This is a genomic window from Streptomyces sp. NPDC057136 (assembly GCF_042670885.1).
Lineage (GTDB): Bacteria > Actinomycetota > Actinomycetes > Streptomycetales > Streptomycetaceae > Streptomyces.
The window spans coordinates 477,373-494,625 of record NZ_JBHUUV010000001.1 but is presented as its reverse complement, the minus strand read 5'-3'; the positions used below and the strand labels follow the sequence as shown (position 1 = coordinate 494,625).

Here is a 17,253-nt window from a genome sequence, read left to right as displayed (position 1 = left end):
CCTCCCACCCCGCATTCTTTTTGATGTCCGGACCGCCCCGGCCCGGCGTCCGGCAGGCTCAGCCCTGGCTGAGGACCACCGAGCGCGTCAGGTGCCGGGGGAGGTCCGGGTCCAGCCCGCCCGCGAGCGCCCGGGCGATCGCCAGGCGCTGTACGCGCACGAGGTCGGCCAGCGGGTCGAGGTCGCTGTCGATCCAGCGCGCGCCGGTGTCGAGCACCTGCTGCGCCAGGCCCTCGGGAGCGGAACCGAACATCCAGGTGGCGGTCCCGGTGGTGGAGATGCTGATGGGGCCGTGGCGGTACTCCATCGCCGGGTACGACTCCGTCCAGGACAGGGACGCCTCCTTCATCTTCAGCGCCGCCTCGTTGGCGAGACCCACGGTCCAGCCCCGGCCCAGGAACGTGAACTGCGTGCAGTCCAGGAGCCCTTCGGGCAGCGGCTCGGCGAGCGCCGTCTCCGCGTCCCGTAGCGCCTGCTCCGTGTGCAGCCCGAGGTGGGCGCGGAGCAGGGTGAGTACGGTGGTCGCGAACCGGGTCTGCACGACGGACTGTTCGTCGGCGAAGTCGAGTACGACGACGTCGTCGGCGGCCGTCATGACCGGAGTGGCCGGGTCCGCCGTGATGGCGACGGTGCGGGTGGTGCCACTGAGCCGGGTGAGCAGTTCCAGCACCTCGGTCGTCGTCCCCGAGCGGGTGAGCGCGACGACCCGGTCGTAGCTGCGCCCGAAGGGGAACTCCGAGGCGGCGAAGGCATGGGACTCGCCCTGACCGGCGTCCTCGCGGAGCGAGGCGTAGGCCTGTGCCATGTAGAAGGAGGTGCCGCAGCCGACGACCGCGATGCGTTCGCCGGTGGCGGGCAGGGCGCCCGCCCGGTCACCCGCCAGTTCTGCGGCGCGGCGCCAGCATGCGGGCTGGCTGGCTGTCTCGCTCGCTGCAAAGGACACGTCTGCTCCATCTGGTGGTGGGTGAACGAGGATCATCATGCTTGAATTTGCACGTTACAGGCTCGCATCGAGCAAAAACAAGCATGCGGTGGTGGGGGGAACGGGTCGCGGACGGCCTGTGCGACGCTTGCGCTGTCCGGCGCCCGGCGACCGCGTTCCCGGGAAACGTGGTGCCGCAGGCAGGACAGGTGAGGAGCACACTCGTGGCCAGGGACGCCCGGTGGGACGCATTGCTGGAACTGGTCGGAAAGAACGGCCGGGTGGAGGTCGAGGACGCCGCAGCGGCCCTGGACGTGTCGGCGGCGACCATTCGCCGCGATCTGGATCAGCTCGCCGAGCAGCACCTGCTCACCCGGACCCGCGGCGGCGCCGTCGCCCACGGCGTCTCCTACGAACTGGCGCTGCGCTACAAGGCCGGACGGCACGCGCCGGAGAAGCAGGCCATCGGCCGCGCCGCCTCCGAACTGGTGGCCGTGGGCGAAGTGGTGGGTCTGACCGGCGGCACCACGCTGACCGAGGTGGCCAGGGCGCTGGCCCTGCGCCCGGACATCGTGGGCGAGACGGGGGCGTCGGCGGGCGGCCAGCCGACGCTGACCGTCGTGACCAACGCACTGAACATCGCCAATGAACTGGTGATCCGGCCCCAGATCAAACTGGTGGTGACCGGTGGGGTGGCCAGGCCGCAGTCGTACGAGCTGACGGGCCCGCTGGCCAGCGGCGTGATGAGCGAGATCACCCTGGACATCGCCGTACTGGGCGTGAACGCGATCGACATCGAGCGTGGGGCGTACGTCCATCACGAGGGCGAGGCCAGCATCAACAGGCTGCTCGCCGAGCGGGCGCAGCGCGTGGTCGTCGCGGCGGACTCCTCGAAGATCGGCAAGCGGGCCTTCGCCCGCGTCTGTGACCTCGGACAGGTCGACGTGCTGGTGACCGACTCCGACATCACGCCAGAGGCGACGGCCCGCTTCACCGAGGCGGGAGTCACTGTCATCGCGGTCTGAGTCGTCACTGTGCCCGTGTCGCTGGTACGCCGAACGGGTGAGAGGCGGGAGACTTGCCTGATGAACAGTGAGTGCAGCCGGCACACAGTCAACCGGCGTACGGACGGGGTGGCCCTGTGAGCAGGTACGACAGGTACGACGCCACCGACGAACAGTGGGAAGGGCTCGCCCAGGTCGTGCCGCTGCGCGGCCGCAACGAGTGGCCTTCGCGGGTCGACCACCGCACGGTCCCGGACGAGCCGGTGGCCGAGCAGCGGCGGCTCGTCGTGCTGCGGGTGCAGGTATTCGCGGATGCCCGCGAAGTAGCGGAGTATCTGGTCGCGCAGATTCCGGTGCTGCTGGATCTGACCGCGGCCGAGACCGACGTGGCCAAGCGCATCCTCGATTTCAGCAGTGGCGTGGTCTTCGGGCTCGGCAGTGCGATGCACCGGGTCGACCGCAATGTGTTCCTGCTGGCACCGGTCGGCATGGAGGTCGAAGGAGTCGCGGCGGCGGGCGTTCCCCACGCGTAGGCAGAGCGTCGGGCGCCCCACGATGTGGGGACGGTCGTGCGGCAGTGCCGCAGGCCCGTGAGGCGCCCGGAGCCGCGGTGGTAGACCTGGGGCCGTGACGGAATTCGATGTAGCAGGACTTCAGCGGCGGCTGGCCGCGTTCGCCGCGGCACGCGACTGGGAGCAGTACCACACCCCGAAGAACCTGGTGGCGGCGCTCAGTGTCGAGGCGTCCGAACTGGTCGAGATCTTCCAGTGGCTGACGCCGGAGCAGTCGGCGCGCGTGATGGAGAAACCGGAAACGGCGCATCGCGTCGCCGACGAGGTCGCGGACGTGCTCGCGTATCTGCTGCAGTTCTGCGAGGTGCTGGGCATCGATCCGCTGACCGCCCTGGCGGCCAAGATCGACCGGAATGAGGTGCGCTTCCCGGTCCCGGAGCGCCCGGAATCCGAGAATGGTCACTCTTCGGAGTGATCGAGTTGTCCACAGTCGATTCTGTGTCCACAGATTTCCGAATTCCTCTGTTCTTTCGGTGCTCGCCACCTCACTGTGGGTAATGAAAGAGGTGACCGGGTTTTCGTACAGACGGGGGAATGACATGGAAGCGGAGCGACTGATCGAGGCCGGCCGCCGAGCTCTGGCCGAGAGCCGGGGCGCGTTGAACGTGATGGCGGAGGCGTGGCAGGCCCAGGCGCTCGCCAGGACGGTCGGCAGCCGGCTGGTCCTGAGCGGGCCCGTGGAGTTACGCGGCGAGGCGCGCGGTCTCAGCGAGGCCGGGGGGCGGGGCGGCTCGGCGCTCGATCACCCGATGGTGCTCGCGGGTGGGACGCGGGCCTCGCAGCTCTCCGAAGTCACCGATGTGCAGCGGTCGTTGACGGCGCTGGTGGCCCTGCTCGGCGAGGTGGGGATCGCGCTGGTCGGGGTCGCCTGCGACACCGACGAGGAGGGGCTCTACTGGCAGTGCATCGAGGCGATAGACGCCGCTGACGAGTCGGTCGACAGGGTGCACGGCATGCTGAGACGGCTCGCGGAGCGGGAGGCGGAGTGGGAGCGCGAGCACGACGGTCCGTTCGGGGTGCTCCATGGTCCGGCGGGCTCGGCGACGGGCCCGCCATGACCCGCCATGAGGCGGGAATGTGCGCGGCCGGGCCGGGGCGGAGGAGCTGGGACGGCCGGTGTTCGAAGGTGCAGGATGGATGCATGGATCTTCGAATCTTCACCGAGCCCCAGCAAGGGGCGAGCTACGGCACTCTGCTCACCGTGGCCAAGGCCGCTGAGGACCTCGGCTTCGACGCCTTCTACCGCTCCGACCACTACCTCCACATGGGATCGGGCGACGGACTTCCCGGCCCGACCGATGCCTGGATCACCCTGGCCGGGCTGGCGCGCGAGACCAAGCGCATCCGGCTCGGGACGTTGATGACGGCGGGCACGTTCCGGCTGCCGGGCGTGCTGGCCATCCAGGTCGCGCAGGTCGACCAGATGTCCGGCGGACGCGTCGAACTGGGTCTGGGTGCGGGCTGGTTCGAGGCGGAGCACAAGGCGTACGGAATTCCGTTCCCCAAGGAGAAGTTCGGTCGGCTGGAGGAGCAGCTGGCGATCGTCAGCGGCCTCTGGGCGACCGAGCCGGGGAAGACGTTCAGCTACGACGGCACGTATTACCAGCTGACCGACTCGCCCGCGCTGCCCAAGCCGGCCCAGGCCAAGGTGCCGGTCCTGATCGGCGGACACGGGGCGACCCGCACCCCGAGGCTCGCCGCGCAGTACGCGGACGAGTTCAACATCCCATTCGCCTCGCTGGAGGACAGCGAGAAGCAGTTCGGCCGGGTCAGGGAGGCGGCGAAGGCGGTCGGCCGGGGATCGGACGAGCTGGTGTACTCCAACGCCCTGGTGGTCTGCGTGGGCAAGGACGACGCGGAGGTCGCGCGACGGGCCGCCGCCATCGGCCGGGAGGTCGAGGAGCTCAAGGCGAACGGTCTTGCGGGCTCGCCCGCGGAGGTGGTCGACAAGATCGGCCGGTACGGCGCGATCGGATCGTCCCGGGTCTACCTCCAGGTCCTGGACCTGGACGACCTCGACCATCTGGAACTGATCTCGTCCCAGGTCCAGTCACAGCTGGCCTGACGGAACGGGAGGACCGGCCCCCGCGAGGGGCCCGCCCTCCCCAGGACTCCCCAGGATGAGGAGGAGAGCACGCATGGAGCCCGACCGGCCCCCGCACGTCTCAGCAGGTCCCGCACAGGGCCCACCGGTTCGCACGCTCGGCGCCGCACTCGCCGAAGGGACCGTCCTGCTCGACGGCGGGCTCTCCAACCAGCTGGAGGCCCAGGGCTGCGATCTGTCGGACGCGCTCTGGTCGGCCCGCCTGCTGGCCGACGCGCCCCACCAGATCGAGGCCGCGCACACCGCCTATGTCCGGGCGGGCGCACAGGTGCTCATCACCGCCAGCTACCAGGCGACGTTCGAAGGATTCGAGCGGCACGGGATCGGACGGGTCCGCGCCGCGGAGCTGCTGGCCGACAGTGTGGAGCTGGCCCGGCGGGCCGGAGCGGGAGCCGGGCGGCAGATCTGGGTCGCCGCCTCGGTCGGTCCGTACGGGGCGATGCTCGCGGACGGCAGCGAGTACCGGGGCCGCTACGGGCTCTCGGTAAGGGAGTTGGAGCGCTTCCACCGGCCCCGGGTGGCGGCGCTGGCCGCGGCGCGGCCCGATGTGCTGGCGCTGGAGACGGTGCCGGACATGGACGAGGCGGAGGCCCTGCTGCGGGTGGCAGGGGAGTTCGGGCTGCCCGTGTGGCTCTCGTACAGCGTGGCGGGGGAGCGGACCAGGGCCGGGCAGCCCCTGGCGGAGGCGTTCGGGGTGGCCGCGGGGAACGGGCAGGTGGTGGCCGTCGGGGTCAACTGCTGCGATCCGGCCGACGCGGACCGTGTGGTGGGGACGGCGGCAGCCGTCACGGGCAAGCCGGTCGTCGTCTATCCGAACAGCGGCGAGAGATGGGATGCCGAGCGCCGGGCGTGGGCGGGGGACAGCACCTTCGACGCCGGGCGGGTGCGGGCGTGGCAGGAGGCAGGGGCGCGGCTGGTCGGGGGGTGCTGCCGCATCGGACCCGCGCGGATCGGGGAGTTGGCAGAGCTACTGACAGCATGAAATTGCCTGGTGGGAGCGGGGTGACGGGGCCATACTCGGACGGGTGTTCCTGACTATCAGTACAACCGGCACCCCGGAGCGTCCCGCCACCGATCTCGGCTTTCTGCTGCACAAGCATCCCGAGAAGGCGCAGACGTTCTCCACCTCGCACGGCACCGCGCATGTCTTCTACCCCGAGGCATCCGCGGAGCGCTGCACGGCAGCCCTGCTGCTGGAGGTGGACAGTGTGGCGCTGGTGCGGCGCGGCAAGGGCAAGGGCAGGGGCGGCGCCCCGGACGCGGCGCTCGCGCAGTACGTCAACGACCGCCCCTACGCGGCCTCCTCGCTGCTCTCCGTCGCCATGAGCACGGTGTTCAAGTCCGCCCTGAGCGGGACGTGCCGGGCCATGCCCGAGCGGGCGCGGCAGCCGCTCCCGCTGAGGATCGAGGTCCCCGCGCTGCCCGCGCGCGGTGGCGTCGAGCTGGTGCAGAAGCTCTTCGGCCCGCTCGGCTGGACGAGCGTGGAGGCCGCGGCCGTACCGCTGGACGAGGAGTTCCCGCAGTGGGGCGACTCGCGCTACGTACAGCTGGTGCTGGAGGGGGACATGAGGCTCGCGGACGCGCTGCGCCAGCTGTATGTCCTGCTGCCGGTGCTCGACGACGCCAAGCACTACTGGGTGGCCCCGGACGAGGTGGACAAGCTGCTGCGCGCCGGTGAGGGGTGGCTGGCCGAGCACCCCGAGCAGAAGCTGATCACCAGCCGGTATCTCTCGCGCCGCTGGGGACTGACCCGGCAGGCGATGGAGCGGCTCGAACTGGTGCGGCTCGCGGAGTCGGACGACCTCGACGTGGCCTCCGTGGACAACGCCGTGGACGAGACGAAGGACACCGAGGAGAAGCCGGTGCCGCTCGCCGAGCAGCGGCGTGCGGCGATCCTGGAGGCGCTGCGCGCCGCCGGGGCGAGCCGGGTGCTCGACCTGGGCTGCGGTCAGGGCCAGTTGGTGCAGGCACTGCTCAAGGACGTGGCGTTCACCGAGATCGTCGGCGTCGACGTCTCGATGCGCGCCCTGACCATCGCCTCGCGCCGGCTGAAGCTGGACCGGATGGGCGAGCGGCAGGCCGGCCGGGTCACGCTCCAGCAGGGTTCGCTCACCTATACGGACAAGCGGCTCAAGGGGTACGACGCGGCGGTACTCAGCGAGGTCATCGAGCACCTCGACCTGCCGAGGCTGCCAGCCCTGGAGTACGCGGTGTTCGGCTCGGCACGGCCACGCACCGTGCTCGTGACCACGCCCAACGTCGAGTACAACGTCCGCTGGGACATGCTCCCCGCCGGTCACGTGCGCCACAGCGACCACCGCTTCGAGTGGAACAGGGCCGAATTCGGCCAGTGGGCGCGGGAGGTGGCAGAGCGCCACGGCTACGAGGTCGCCTTCGTGCCCGTGGGACCGGACGACCCCGAGGTGGGGCCGCCGACACAGATGGCCGTGTTCACGAGGAACGCGGCGGACGAGACCACGAACGCGACGGACAGGACCGAGAAGGAGGCGAAGGCCGCATGAACAGCAGCAGCACCACCGACACCCCCAGTACCTCGCGCACGCTGCCGGTGACCGACCTCTCCCTCGTCGTGCTCATCGGTGCCAGCGGATCGGGCAAGTCCACCTTCGCCCGCAAGCACTTCAAGCCCACCGAGATCATCTCCTCGGACTTCTGCCGCGGTCTCGTCGCCGACGACGAGAACGACCAGAGCGTCAGCAGCGACGCCTTCGACGTCCTGCACTACATCGCGGGCAAGCGCCTCGCCGCCGGGCGCCTCACCGTCGTCGACGCCACCAACGTCCAGGCCGAGAGCCGCAAGCAGCTCGTGCGGCTGGCCCGCGAGCACGACGTGCTGCCGATCGCGATCGTCCTCGACCTGCCCGAAGAGGTCTGCCTCGCGCGCAACGCGAACCGCCCCGACCGGGCCGACATGCCGCGCCACGTCATCCAGCGCCACCGCCGCGAACTGCGCCGCTCACTGCGCGGCCTGGAGCGCGAGGGCTTCCGCAAGGTGCACATCCTGCGCACCGAGGAGGAGGCCGAGCACGCGGGCATCGTGCTGGAGCGCCGCTACAACGACCTGCGCCACCTCACCGGCCCCTTCGACATCATCGGTGACATCCACGGCTGCAGCTCCGAGCTGGAGACCCTGCTCGGCACCCTCGGATACGTCGACGGCGCGCACCCCGACGGACGCACCGCCGTCTTCGTCGGCGACCTCGTCGACCGCGGCCCGGACAGTCCCGGCGTGCTGCGCCGCGTCATGTCCATGGTGTCCGCGGGCAACGCCCTGTGCGTACCGGGCAACCACGAGAACAAGCTCGGCCGTTACCTCAAGGGCCGCAGCGTCCAGCCCACCCACGGGCTCGCCGAGACCATCGAGCAGCTGGACCGCGAGGACGCCGTCGACCCCGCGTTCCGTGGACGCGTCGCGGAGTTCATCGAGGGCCTCGTCAGCCACTACGTACTGGACGAGGGGAAGCTCGTCGTCTGCCACGCCGGGCTGCCCGAGAAGTACCACGGCCGCACCTCGGGCCGGGTGCGTTCGCACGCGCTGTACGGGGACACGACCGGTGAGACCGACGAGTTCGGCCTGCCCGTGCGCTATCCGTGGGCCGAGGAGTACCGGGGCCGCGCCACCGTGGTCTACGGCCACACGCCCGTCCCCAGCACCTCCTGGATCAACAACACCATCTGCCTGGACACCGGCGCCGTCTTCGGCGGGAAGATGACCGCGCTGCGCTGGCCGGAGCGCGAACTCGTCGACGTACCCGCGGAGAAGGTCTGGTACGAGCCGACCAGACCGCTCGTGTCCGAGGCGCCCGGCGGCCGCGAGGGCCGTCCGCTGGACCTCGCCGACGTCCAGGGCCGGCGCATCGTGGAGACCCGGCACATGGGCCGCCTCTCGGTGCGCGAGGAGAACGCCGCGGCGGCGCTCGAAGTCATGAGCAGGTTCGCCGTCGACCCGAGGCTGCTGGCCTACCTCCCGCCGACGATGGCACCGACCGCGACCTCGCACGAGGACGGCTATCTGGAGCACCCGGCGGAGGCGTTCGCCCAGTACCGGACGGACGGTGTCAGCAAGGTCGTGTGCGAGGAGAAGCACATGGGCTCGCGGGCCGTGGCGCTGGTCTGCCGCGACGCGGAAGCGGCGCGCGAGCGCTTCGGTACCGAAGGCCCGACCGGCGCCCTGCACACCCGTACCGGCCGGCCGTTCCTCGACGACCCCGCGCTCACCGAAGCGGTCCTCGACCGGCTGCGCACGGCCGTCACCGCCGCCGGGCTGTGGGAGGAGTGGGACACCGACTGGGTCCTCCTGGATGCCGAACTGATGCCGTGGTCGCTGAAGGCGGCCGGGCTGCTGCGCTCGCAGTACGCGGCGGTCGGCGCAGCGTCCGCCGCGGTCTTCCCCGCGGCTGTCGCCGCCCTCGAAGCGGCGGCGGCCCGCTCTGTCGACGTCGGCGCGCTGGCGGACCGGCAGCGCGGACGCGCACAGGACGCCGCCGCGTTCACCCGGGCGTACCGCCGTTACTGCTGGAGCACCGAAGGGCTCGAAGGGGTGCGGCTCGCGCCCTTCCAGATCCTCGCCGTGCAGGGCCGCTCCCTGGCCTCCGTACCGCACGACGAGCAGCTGGCGTGGCTGGACCGGCTCGTCGAGCACGACCCGACCGGGCTGCTCCAGGTCACCCGGCGTCTCGTCGTCGACACCGGCGACGAGGAATCGGTGCGCTCCGGCATCGACTGGTGGCTGGAGATGACGGGCCGGGGCGGCGAGGGCATGGTCGTCAAGCCGCTCGGGGCGCTCGTACGGGACGAGAAGGGCAGGCTGGTCCAGCCGGGCATCAAGGTGCGCGGCCGGGAGTACCTGCGGATCATCTACGGCCCCGAGTACACCCGCCCGGAGAATCTGGAGCGGCTGCGCTCCCGGTTCCTCGGCCACAAGCGGTCGCTGGCCCTGCGGGAGTACGCGCTGGGTCTGGAGGCCCTTGACCGGCTGGCCGACGGGGAGCCGCTGTGGCGGGTCCACGAGGCGGTCTTCGCGGTGCTGGCCCTGGAGTCGGAGCCGGTCGACCCGAGGCTGTAGGAACTAGGGGAGCGATTCGCCGGGTGAACGGCGCTCCGTGCGGTGAGGATGGAGGCATGGGATTCCATGTCGACTCCGAGGCCGGGCGGTTGCGCCGCGTCATCCTGCACCGCCCCGATCTGGAGCTCAAGCGGCTCACCCCCGGCAACAAGGACGCGTTGCTCTTCGACGACGTGCTGTGGGTGCGCCGCGCCCGGCAGGAGCACGACGGGTTCGCCGATGTGCTGCGCGACCGGGGTGTGGAGGTGCATCTCTTCGGTGATCTGCTCCGGGAGTCGCTGGACATCCCGGTCGCCAAACGGCTCGTCCTGGACCGGGTGTTCGAGGAGAAGGAGTACGGTCCGCTCGCCACCGAGCATCTGCGGGCCGCCTTCGAGGAGCTGTCCACCGCCGAGCTGACCGAGGCGCTGGTCGGCGGGATGACGAAGCGGGAGTTCCTGGAGCGGCACAGCGAGCCGAACTCGGTCCGATTCCATGTGATGGATCTGGACGACTTCCTGCTCGCGCCGCTGCCGAACCACCTCTTCACCCGTGACACCTCCGCCTGGATATACGACGGGGTGTCCATCAATGCGATGCGCTGGCCGGCCCGACAGCGCGAGACCGTCCACTTCGAGGCGATCTACCGCCACCACCCCCTCTTCACGGGCCCTGAGGCGGGCGTGTTCCACCACTGGTCGGAGGGGCAGGACGACTACCCGTCGACCATCGAGGGCGGCGATGTGCTGGTCATCGGGCAGGGCGCCGTGCTGATCGGGATGAGCGAGCGCACCACGCCGCAGGCCGTCGAGATGCTGGCCCAGGGCCTCTTCGACGCCGGGTCGGCCCGGACGATCGTGGCGCTCGACATGCCGAAGAACCGGGCGTTCATGCACCTCGACACGGTGATGACGATGATCGACGGCGACACGTTCACCCAGTACGCGGGGCTCGGGATGCTCCGTTCGTACACCATCGAGCCCGGCAGCGGTCCCCGGGAACTGAAGGTCACCGACCATCCGCCCGAGCACATGCACCGGGCCATAGCCGCCGCGCTGGGCCTGGAGTCGATCCGGGTGCTCACCGCCGTCCAGGACGTGCACGCGGCGCAGCGCGAGCAGTGGGACGACGGCTGCAATGTGCTGGCCGTGGAGCCCGGTGTCGTCGTCGCGTACGAGCGGAACGCCACCACCAACACGTATCTGCGCAAGCAGGGCATCGAGGTCATCGAGATCCGCGGAAGCGAGCTGGGGCGCGGGCGAGGCGGTCCCCGGTGCATGAGCTGCCCGGTGGTCCGCGATCCCGTATAGCGAGAGGCCTCGTGGGAGGCCCTGACCAAAGGGCTGTATAGCGATGCAGGGTTTCGTATAGACTTCCAGGATCAGCGCTTCAAGCGACCCCTGCCCGACCAGGAGCAGTCACATGGCCACAGACCTCGCAGGCCGCCACTTCCTCAAGGAGCTGGACTTCACGGCCGAGGAGTTCCGCGGCCTGATCTCCCTGGCCGCCGAGCTCAAGGCAGCCAAGAAGGCGGGGGCCGAGGTCCAGCGGCTGCGCGGCAAGAACATCGCGCTGATCTTCGAGAAGACGTCGACGCGTACGCGCTGCGCGTTCGAGGTCGCCGCCGCGGACCAGGGCGCCTCCACGACGTACCTCGACCCCTCCGGCTCCCAGATGGGCCACAAGGAGTCGGTGAAGGACACGGCCCGTGTCCTCGGCCGGATGTTCGACGGCATCGAGTACCGCGGCGACAGTCAGCAGGCCGTCGAGGAGCTGGCCGCGTACGGCGGAGTCCCCGTCTTCAACGGGCTGACCGACGAGTGGCACCCCACCCAGATGCTCGCCGACGTGCTCACGATGACCGAGCACAGCGCGAAGCCGCTGGATCGGATGGTGTTCGCCTACCTCGGCGACGCCCGCTTCAACATGGGCAACTCCTACCTGATCACCGGCGCCCTCCTGGGCATGGACATCCGGATCGTCGCCCCCGAGGCCTACTGGCCGGCCGCGGACATCGTCGCGCAGGCGCAGAAGCTCGCCCAGGCCAGCGGGGCGACGGTCACGCTCACCGAGGACATCGCCGAAGGCGTCAGCGGTGCCGATTTCGTCGCCACGGACGTCTGGGTCTCGATGGGGGAGCCCAAGGAGGTGTGGGCCGAGCGCATCACCGCGCTCGCGCCGTACGCCGTGACCATGGACGTCCTGCGGGCCACCGGCAACGACGACGTGAAGTTCCTGCACTGCCTGCCGGCCTTCCACGACCTCGGCACGAAGGTCGGCCGGGAGATCCACGCGGAGCACGGCCTGACCGAGCTGGAAGTGACCGACGAGGTCTTCGAGTCCGCGTTCTCGGTCGTCTTCGACGAGGCGGAGAACCGAATGCACACCATCAAGGCCGTGCTCGTGGCCACGCTGGCCGGGCCCGCCGCCTGATCACACCGCCTGATCACACCGCCTGATCACGCCGCCTGATTACTCAGCCGCGCGGGCGTGCCGTGCGGGAGGGGACGGCTGGGAGGGCATCGCGGGCAGGGTGAACCACACCGCCTTGCCCTGCTCCGTCGTGCGGTGACCGCAGGCGGAGCTGAGGGTGCGGATCAGGAGGAGGCCGCGGCCGTGCTCCTGCCAGGGGTCCGGCGCACTGCCGGGTGCGGGGCGGGAGAGGTCGCCGGGCGGGGAGGGGTCGCGGTCGTGGACCTCGACCTGACAGCCGGTCGCCATGAGTTCCACGACCAGTTCGATGGGCTCGTCCCCGTCCGTGTGCTCGACGGCGTTGGCGACCAGCTCGGCGGTGAGGAGCTCGGCGGTGTAGCTGTCCGCGGGGGCGTGGATGTCCGTGAGCGCGGTCCGGATGAGCGCGCGGGCGATCGGCACGGCTGCCGTGGAGTGGGGCAGGGCAATGCGCCATGACGCGGGAATGGGGACATCGGGGGGCACAGCTGGTTTCCGTTCCGGGGCGAGACTTCCTGGTATCGACAAATCCTGCGTTCAACCATACGAAGCGGGGTCGCGCAGTCATAGAGGCGGTCGACCGGCACGAAAGGGACCTTCGCCACAACGCTCGCATGTTTGGGGTATTGCGTACTCCTGACGGCAGTCACATTTGAGTGATAGCTTCGAGGTGGATCGAGTCGCCCGGAGCGGGCGGACTCAGCGGCACGTCGGCTGAAGGGGACCACCTCCCATGAGCCCTTTTCCCAGTTCCGCCCCGCGTACGGAGGACTGGCACCATCTGCGGCTGACCCGGGACGACGGGGTCGCGACCGTCACCCTCGCCAGGCCCGAGAAGCTCAACGCGCTCACCTTCGGCGCCTATGCCGACCTGCGCGACCTTCTCGCCGAACTGTCCCGCGAACGCTCCGTGCGCGCTCTCGTACTGTCCGGTGAGGGGCGCGGCTTCTGTTCCGGTGGCGATGTGGACGACATCATCGGCGCCACACTGGCGATGGACACCGCCCAGCTCCTCGACTTCAACCGGATGACGGGACAGGTCGTACGCGCCCTTCGTGAATGCCCCTTCCCGGTTATCGCCGCCGTACACGGCGTGGCGGCGGGAGCCGGGGCCGTTCTCGCGCTGGCGGCCGACTTCCGCGTCGCCGACCCGACCGCCCGCTTCGCCTTCCTCTTCACCCGGGTCGGTCTCTCCGGCGGCGACATGGGCGCCGCCTACCTGCTGCCCCGCGTCGTCGGACTCGGCCACGCCACCCGGCTGCTCATGCTCGGCGAACCCGTCCACGCCCCCGAAGCGGAACGGATCGGCCTGATCAGCGAGCTCACCGCCGAAGGGCAGGCCGGTGCCCGCGCGGCGGCGCTCGCCCGCAGACTCGCCGACGGACCGGCGCTCGCACTCGCACAGACCAAGGCGCTGCTCACCGCCGAGCTCGACATGCCCCTCGCGGCCTCCGTCGAAATGGACGCCGCCACCCAGGCGCTCCTGATGAACGGCGAGGACTACGCCGAATTCCACGCGGCCTTCACCGAGAAGCGCCCGCCGAAGTGGCAAGGCAGGTAGGGCGATGTCCGGCGACTCGATGCGGATCGCGGTCATCGGCGGCGGCCCCGGCGGTCTGTACGCGGCGGCGCTGCTCAAGCGGCTCGGACCCGGGCGCGACATCACCGTCTGGGAGCGCAACGCCCCGGACGACACCTTCGGCTTCGGCGTCGTCCTCTCCGACGAGACCCTCGGCGGGATCGAGCACGCCGACTCCGTCGTGTACGCGGCACTGAGGGACGAATTCGTCCGCTGGGACACCATCGACATCGTCCACCGGGGCCGCACCGAGACCTCCGGCGGCCACGGCTTCGCGGCGCTCGGCCGCCGAAGGCTCCTGGAGATCCTGCACGAACGCTGCACCTCCCTCGGCGTCCGCCTCCACTTCAGCACCGGGGCCCCGCCCGCCGCCGAACTCGCCGAAGCGTACGACCTGGTGATCGCCGCCGACGGCGTGCACAGCGCCACCCGCGAGGCCCACGCCGACGTCTTCCGCCCGCACCTCACCACCCACCGCAACCGCTACATCTGGCTCGCCGCCGACTTCGCGCTCGACGCCTTCCGCTTCGAGATCGCCGAGACCGAGTTCGGCGTGATGCAACTGCATGCCTACCCCTTCTCGGCCCACGCCTCCACCGTCATCGTGGAGATGCGCGAGGAGGTCTGGCGGGCCGCCGGACTCGACCGGTGCGACGCGGCCGAGTCCACCGAACGCTGCGCCAAGACCTTCGCCGAAGCCCTCGACGGCCGGCCCCTGCGCTCCAACAAGTCCTCGTGGCTCACCTTCGCCACCGTCGTCAACGAGCAGTGGTCGCACGGCAACACGGTCCTCATCGGCGACGCCGCCCACACGGCACACTTCTCCATCGGCTCCGGCACCAAACTCGCCGTCGAGGACGCCCTCGCACTGGCCGCCTGCATCGAGGAACAGCCCGACCTGCGTACGGCACTCGACGCGTACGAGACGGAACGCCGCCCGGTCGTCGCATCGACCCAGCGCGCGGCGGCGGCCAGCCTGCGCTGGTTCGAGGAGCTGGACACGTACGTGGACCAGCCGCCCCGCAGGTTCGCCTTCAACCTCCTCACCCGCAGCCGCCGCGTCACCCACGACAACCTCCGGCTGCGTGACCCCGCCTTCACCGGCGCCGTCGAGGAGGAGTTCGGCTGCCCGCCCGGCACCCCGCCGATGTTCACCCCGCTGCGGCTGCGCGGCCTGGAACTGCGCAACCGGGTCGTCGTCTCACCCATGGACATGTACTCCGCCACCGACGGCGTTCCCGGCGACTTCCACCTCGTCCACCTGGGCGCACGCGCACTGGGCGGCGCCGGACTCACCATGACCGAGATGGTCTGCGTGAGCCCCGAAGGCCGCATCACCCCGGGCTGCGCCGGCCTCTACACCGACGAACAGGCCGCCGCCTGGACCCGGATAGCGGACTTCGTGCACCACAGCGCCCCCGGCGCCGCGATCGGCATCCAGCTCGGCCACTCCGGCCGCAAGGGCTCCACCAAACGCATGTGGGAGGGCATCGACCAGCCGCTGGACGAGGGCAACTGGCCACTGTCCGCCGCCTCCCCGATCCCGTACGCACCCGGTGTCAACCAGGTGCCCGAGGCCCTGGACCGGGCTGGACTCGACGCGATCCGCGAGGAGTTCACAGCAGCGGCCCGCCGCGCCGCGCACTGCGGATTCGACCTACTCGAACTCCACTGCGCGCACGGCTACTTGCTCTCCGGTTTCCTCTCCCCGCTCACCAACCACCGCACCGACGCATACGGCGGCCCGCTGGAGAACCGGCTCCGCTTCCCTCTCGACGTCTTCGACGCGGTCCGGGCGCAGTGGCCCGCCGACCGGCCCATGACCGTCCGTATCTCCGCCACCGACTGGGCCGACGGCGGTACGACTGCAGAGGACGCCCTCGCCATCTCCCGGGCCTTCGCCGACCACGGCGCCGACGCCATCGACGTGTCCACCGGGCAGGTCGTGCCGGACGAACGCCCCGAGTACGGCCGCTCCTACCAGACCCCGTACGCCGACCGCATCCGTAACACCCTCGGCGTCCCCGTCATCGCGGTCGGCGCCATCTCCTCATGGGACGACGTCAATTCGCTGCTGCTCGCGGGCCGCGCCGACCTCTGCGCCCTGGCCCGCCCGCACCTCTACGACCCGCACTGGACCCTGCACGCGGCGGCCGAGCAGGACTACCGCGGCCCGGGAGCGTCCTGGCCCCTGCCGTACCGTGCGGGCAGCCGCACCCCGCCCGCCGGCCGCACGGACGCGCCGAAGCCCCGGCTCACGCTGAACTGAGCGCCAGGCACTCGTGGCAGCGGCAGGGGGAGGGGTGGGGGACGCCGGGCCATCGGGCGAGGCGCTCCTCGGCGGCCTGCTGTTCGAGTCCGACGGCAAGCTCGCCGGCCCGATGGGAATCCCCGAAGCCGACGCGGGGCGCATCCTCCAAGCGCCGCAGGACAGTCGGGCTACGGACGAGCACCGCCCGGAAGGTATGCAGATGGCGCGGGGATATGACCAGCGTGATGTACGCGCCCGTGTGGCGCCCACGCCCGATCACGCCCAGATCGCAGAACCCGTCGTAACTGTCGTACACATACACCTTCGAGCCGCCCCGGCACGCCTTGGTCCCCGGCCGCAGCTCCTGGCCGCCCTTCCCGTACCGCCGCCACCGCACCACGTTCGCCGCTATCAGCCACTGCGGCTCAAGATCGGGCTCCGGCTCCGTTGCTGCCTCGACTTCGCTCATGCCCGGCCCACCGCACTGAGCAGCAGCCGGTCCGACAGGGCCTCGTAGCCGATGCGCCGGTACACGCCGTTGCTCGTCGGGTTCGCGAGGTCCGTGAACAGCAGCACCTCCTGGGCGCCCGCCTCCCGCGCCGCCCGGCTGACCTCCGCCGTCACCGCCGCCGCGTATCCCCGGCCCCGGTACTCCGTCGGCGTGTAGACCGTCGTCACCCGCACCGTGTCCGCGATGTTCCGTGAGACGCCCGCCATCGACACGGGCACACCCGCGTCCTCCCAGAGCGTCAGCCCGCCGTACGTCGTCCGGTCGTCGACGAGCCGCTCGACATGCGTGCCGGGCTGGCCGACCTGCCCGGCGAACGTGAAATGCCAGTCCAGCAGAAGCTCCCGGTCGGCGGCCGTCGCCGTCCGTGGCCGGCCCGCCGGGGCAGGGGAGGGCGGGACGAGCGTCCCGAGCCGGTAGAGCCGCTGCTCCTCGTCGACCCGGTGGCCCGGCCAGTGCGCGGCCAGTGCCTCGGCGGTGGCGCGGTCCGCGTTGATGCTGGTCAGCGGGAGGGCGTGGGCGAGTGGAGTGATTGCTTCCGGGGCGGTCACGCCCAGCATCGGGGGGTACGGCGGAGTGTGCACCAGCGTCCCTGCGATCTCGCCGTCGGCCCCGCGCCACCAGCCGAGCACCGGGTCGCCCTCGCCGTACGCGTGCCGGCCATCGCGCCGCAGCGCCGCGGTGACGGTCAGTACCAGGGTGTTGTCTGCGGGGCGGGTGGCCAGCCACGCACCCGCCGTGTCCAGAAAAACGTCGACATCATCCGCGAAAGTCCAGGTCATGCCTCATCCTGCCGG

16 protein-coding genes are annotated in these 17,253 nt (G+C 70.7%); 12 read left to right on the top strand and 4 right to left on the bottom strand.

Annotated elements, in window-relative coordinates; all coding sequences use genetic code 11:
• Positions 1–58 precede the first annotated feature (58 nt).
• Positions 59–943, bottom strand: a complete 885-nt coding sequence (locus tag ACFT7S_RS02260) for an SIS domain-containing protein (protein WP_382725735.1) — start codon at positions 941–943, stop codon at positions 59–61.
• A gap of 203 nt (positions 944–1,146) precedes the next feature.
• Here ACFT7S_RS02260 and ACFT7S_RS02255 point away from each other — a divergent pair, with 203 nt between their 5' ends.
• The 10 genes from ACFT7S_RS02255 (at position 1,147) to argF (ending at position 12,100) form a co-directional block, all read left to right on the top strand.
• Positions 1,147–1,947, top strand: coding sequence for a DeoR/GlpR family DNA-binding transcription regulator (locus ACFT7S_RS02255; protein WP_382725732.1), 801 nt, complete (start codon positions 1,147–1,149; stop codon positions 1,945–1,947).
• Positions 1,948–2,063: 116 nt separating this feature from the next.
• The gene (locus tag ACFT7S_RS02250; protein WP_382725730.1) at positions 2,064–2,459 is read left to right on the top strand and encodes a cell division protein SepF; all 396 of its coding nucleotides are present in this window, start codon (positions 2,064–2,066) and stop codon (positions 2,457–2,459) included.
• Between the two features lie 94 nt (positions 2,460–2,553).
• The gene (locus ACFT7S_RS02245) at positions 2,554–2,913 is read left to right on the top strand and encodes a nucleotide pyrophosphohydrolase (protein ID WP_382725728.1); all 360 of its coding nucleotides are present in this window, start codon (positions 2,554–2,556) and stop codon (positions 2,911–2,913) included.
• A 124-nt stretch (positions 2,914–3,037) separates the two neighbouring features.
• On the top strand, positions 3,038–3,556 hold the full coding sequence (locus ACFT7S_RS02240; RefSeq protein WP_382725725.1) for a DUF6099 family protein: 519 nt from the start codon (positions 3,038–3,040) through the stop codon (positions 3,554–3,556).
• Positions 3,557–3,639: 83 nt separating this feature from the next.
• Positions 3,640–4,563 carry an LLM class F420-dependent oxidoreductase gene (locus ACFT7S_RS02235; protein ID WP_382725722.1) on the top strand — a complete coding sequence of 308 codons (924 nt, stop codon included), beginning with the start codon at positions 3,640–3,642 and terminating at the stop codon, positions 4,561–4,563.
• Positions 4,564–4,636: 73 nt separating this feature from the next.
• Positions 4,637–5,584, top strand: coding sequence for a homocysteine S-methyltransferase (gene mmuM, locus ACFT7S_RS02230; protein ID WP_382725720.1), 948 nt, complete (start codon positions 4,637–4,639; stop codon positions 5,582–5,584).
• Between the two features lie 43 nt (positions 5,585–5,627).
• Entirely contained in the window at positions 5,628–7,124 is a 1,497-nt protein-coding gene (locus tag ACFT7S_RS02225; RefSeq protein ID WP_382725717.1) for a 3' terminal RNA ribose 2'-O-methyltransferase Hen1, read from the top strand.
• Entirely contained in the window at positions 7,121–9,688 is a 2,568-nt protein-coding gene (locus ACFT7S_RS02220; protein WP_382725714.1) for a polynucleotide kinase-phosphatase, read from the top strand. The genes ACFT7S_RS02225 and ACFT7S_RS02220 overlap by 4 nt, the downstream gene beginning before the upstream one ends.
• 56 nt (positions 9,689–9,744) lie before the next feature.
• Positions 9,745–10,977, top strand: coding sequence for an arginine deiminase (locus ACFT7S_RS02215; protein WP_382725711.1), 1,233 nt, complete (start codon positions 9,745–9,747; stop codon positions 10,975–10,977).
• A gap of 112 nt (positions 10,978–11,089) precedes the next feature.
• Positions 11,090–12,100, top strand: a complete 1,011-nt coding sequence (gene argF, locus ACFT7S_RS02210; RefSeq protein WP_382725708.1) for an ornithine carbamoyltransferase — start codon at positions 11,090–11,092, stop codon at positions 12,098–12,100.
• A gap of 39 nt (positions 12,101–12,139) precedes the next feature.
• On the opposite strand, the gene ACFT7S_RS02205 is transcribed toward argF, so the two are convergent.
• Positions 12,140–12,604 (bottom strand): ATP-binding protein, encoded by a 465-nt coding sequence (locus ACFT7S_RS02205; RefSeq protein ID WP_382725706.1) that lies wholly within the window; start codon positions 12,602–12,604, stop codon positions 12,140–12,142.
• Positions 12,605–12,851: 247 nt separating this feature from the next.
• On the opposite strand from ACFT7S_RS02205, the gene ACFT7S_RS02200 reads away from it, so the two are divergent.
• Both ACFT7S_RS02200 and ACFT7S_RS02195 read left to right on the top strand, forming a co-directional pair.
• Positions 12,852–13,679, top strand: coding sequence for an enoyl-CoA hydratase family protein (locus tag ACFT7S_RS02200; protein ID WP_382725703.1), 828 nt, complete (start codon positions 12,852–12,854; stop codon positions 13,677–13,679).
• Between the two features lie 4 nt (positions 13,680–13,683).
• Positions 13,684–15,966, top strand: coding sequence for a bifunctional salicylyl-CoA 5-hydroxylase/oxidoreductase (locus ACFT7S_RS02195; RefSeq protein WP_382725701.1), 2,283 nt, complete (start codon positions 13,684–13,686; stop codon positions 15,964–15,966).
• Here ACFT7S_RS02195 and ACFT7S_RS02190 read toward each other — a convergent pair.
• Together ACFT7S_RS02190 and ACFT7S_RS02185 are read right to left on the bottom strand one after the other, a co-directional pair.
• Positions 15,953–16,417, bottom strand: a complete 465-nt coding sequence (locus ACFT7S_RS02190) for a hypothetical protein (RefSeq protein WP_382725698.1) — start codon at positions 16,415–16,417, stop codon at positions 15,953–15,955. The two genes, ACFT7S_RS02195 and ACFT7S_RS02190, sit on opposite strands and share 14 nt — an antisense overlap.
• Positions 16,414–17,238 (bottom strand): GNAT family N-acetyltransferase, encoded by an 825-nt coding sequence (locus ACFT7S_RS02185; protein ID WP_382725696.1) that lies wholly within the window; start codon positions 17,236–17,238, stop codon positions 16,414–16,416. Before ACFT7S_RS02185 ends, ACFT7S_RS02190 begins: the two co-directional genes overlap by 4 nt.
• Positions 17,239–17,253 lie beyond the last annotated feature (15 nt).

What these genes read in the sequence shown, in the direction of transcription:
- ACFT7S_RS02240 (WP_382725725.1), top strand. Translation starts at nt 3,038, where the DNA reads ATGGAAGCGGAGCGACTGATCGAGGCCGGCCGCCGAGCTCTGGCCGAG.
- ACFT7S_RS02235 (WP_382725722.1), top strand. Translation starts at nt 3,640, where the DNA reads ATGGATCTTCGAATCTTCACCGAGCCCCAGCAAGGGGCGAGCTACGGC.
- mmuM (WP_382725720.1), top strand. Translation starts at nt 4,637, where the DNA reads ATGGAGCCCGACCGGCCCCCGCACGTCTCAGCAGGTCCCGCACAGGGC.
- ACFT7S_RS02220 (WP_382725714.1), top strand. Translation starts at nt 7,121, where the DNA reads ATGAACAGCAGCAGCACCACCGACACCCCCAGTACCTCGCGCACGCTG.
- ACFT7S_RS02215 (WP_382725711.1), top strand. Translation starts at nt 9,745, where the DNA reads ATGGGATTCCATGTCGACTCCGAGGCCGGGCGGTTGCGCCGCGTCATC.
- argF (WP_382725708.1), top strand. Translation starts at nt 11,090, where the DNA reads ATGGCCACAGACCTCGCAGGCCGCCACTTCCTCAAGGAGCTGGACTTC.
- ACFT7S_RS02200 (WP_382725703.1), top strand. Translation starts at nt 12,852, where the DNA reads ATGAGCCCTTTTCCCAGTTCCGCCCCGCGTACGGAGGACTGGCACCAT.
- ACFT7S_RS02195 (WP_382725701.1), top strand. Translation starts at nt 13,684, where the DNA reads ATGTCCGGCGACTCGATGCGGATCGCGGTCATCGGCGGCGGCCCCGGC.
- ACFT7S_RS02190 (WP_382725698.1), bottom strand. Translation starts at nt 16,417, where the DNA reads ATGAGCGAAGTCGAGGCAGCAACGGAGCCGGAGCCCGATCTTGAGCCG.
- ACFT7S_RS02185 (WP_382725696.1), bottom strand. Translation starts at nt 17,238, where the DNA reads ATGACCTGGACTTTCGCGGATGATGTCGACGTTTTTCTGGACACGGCG.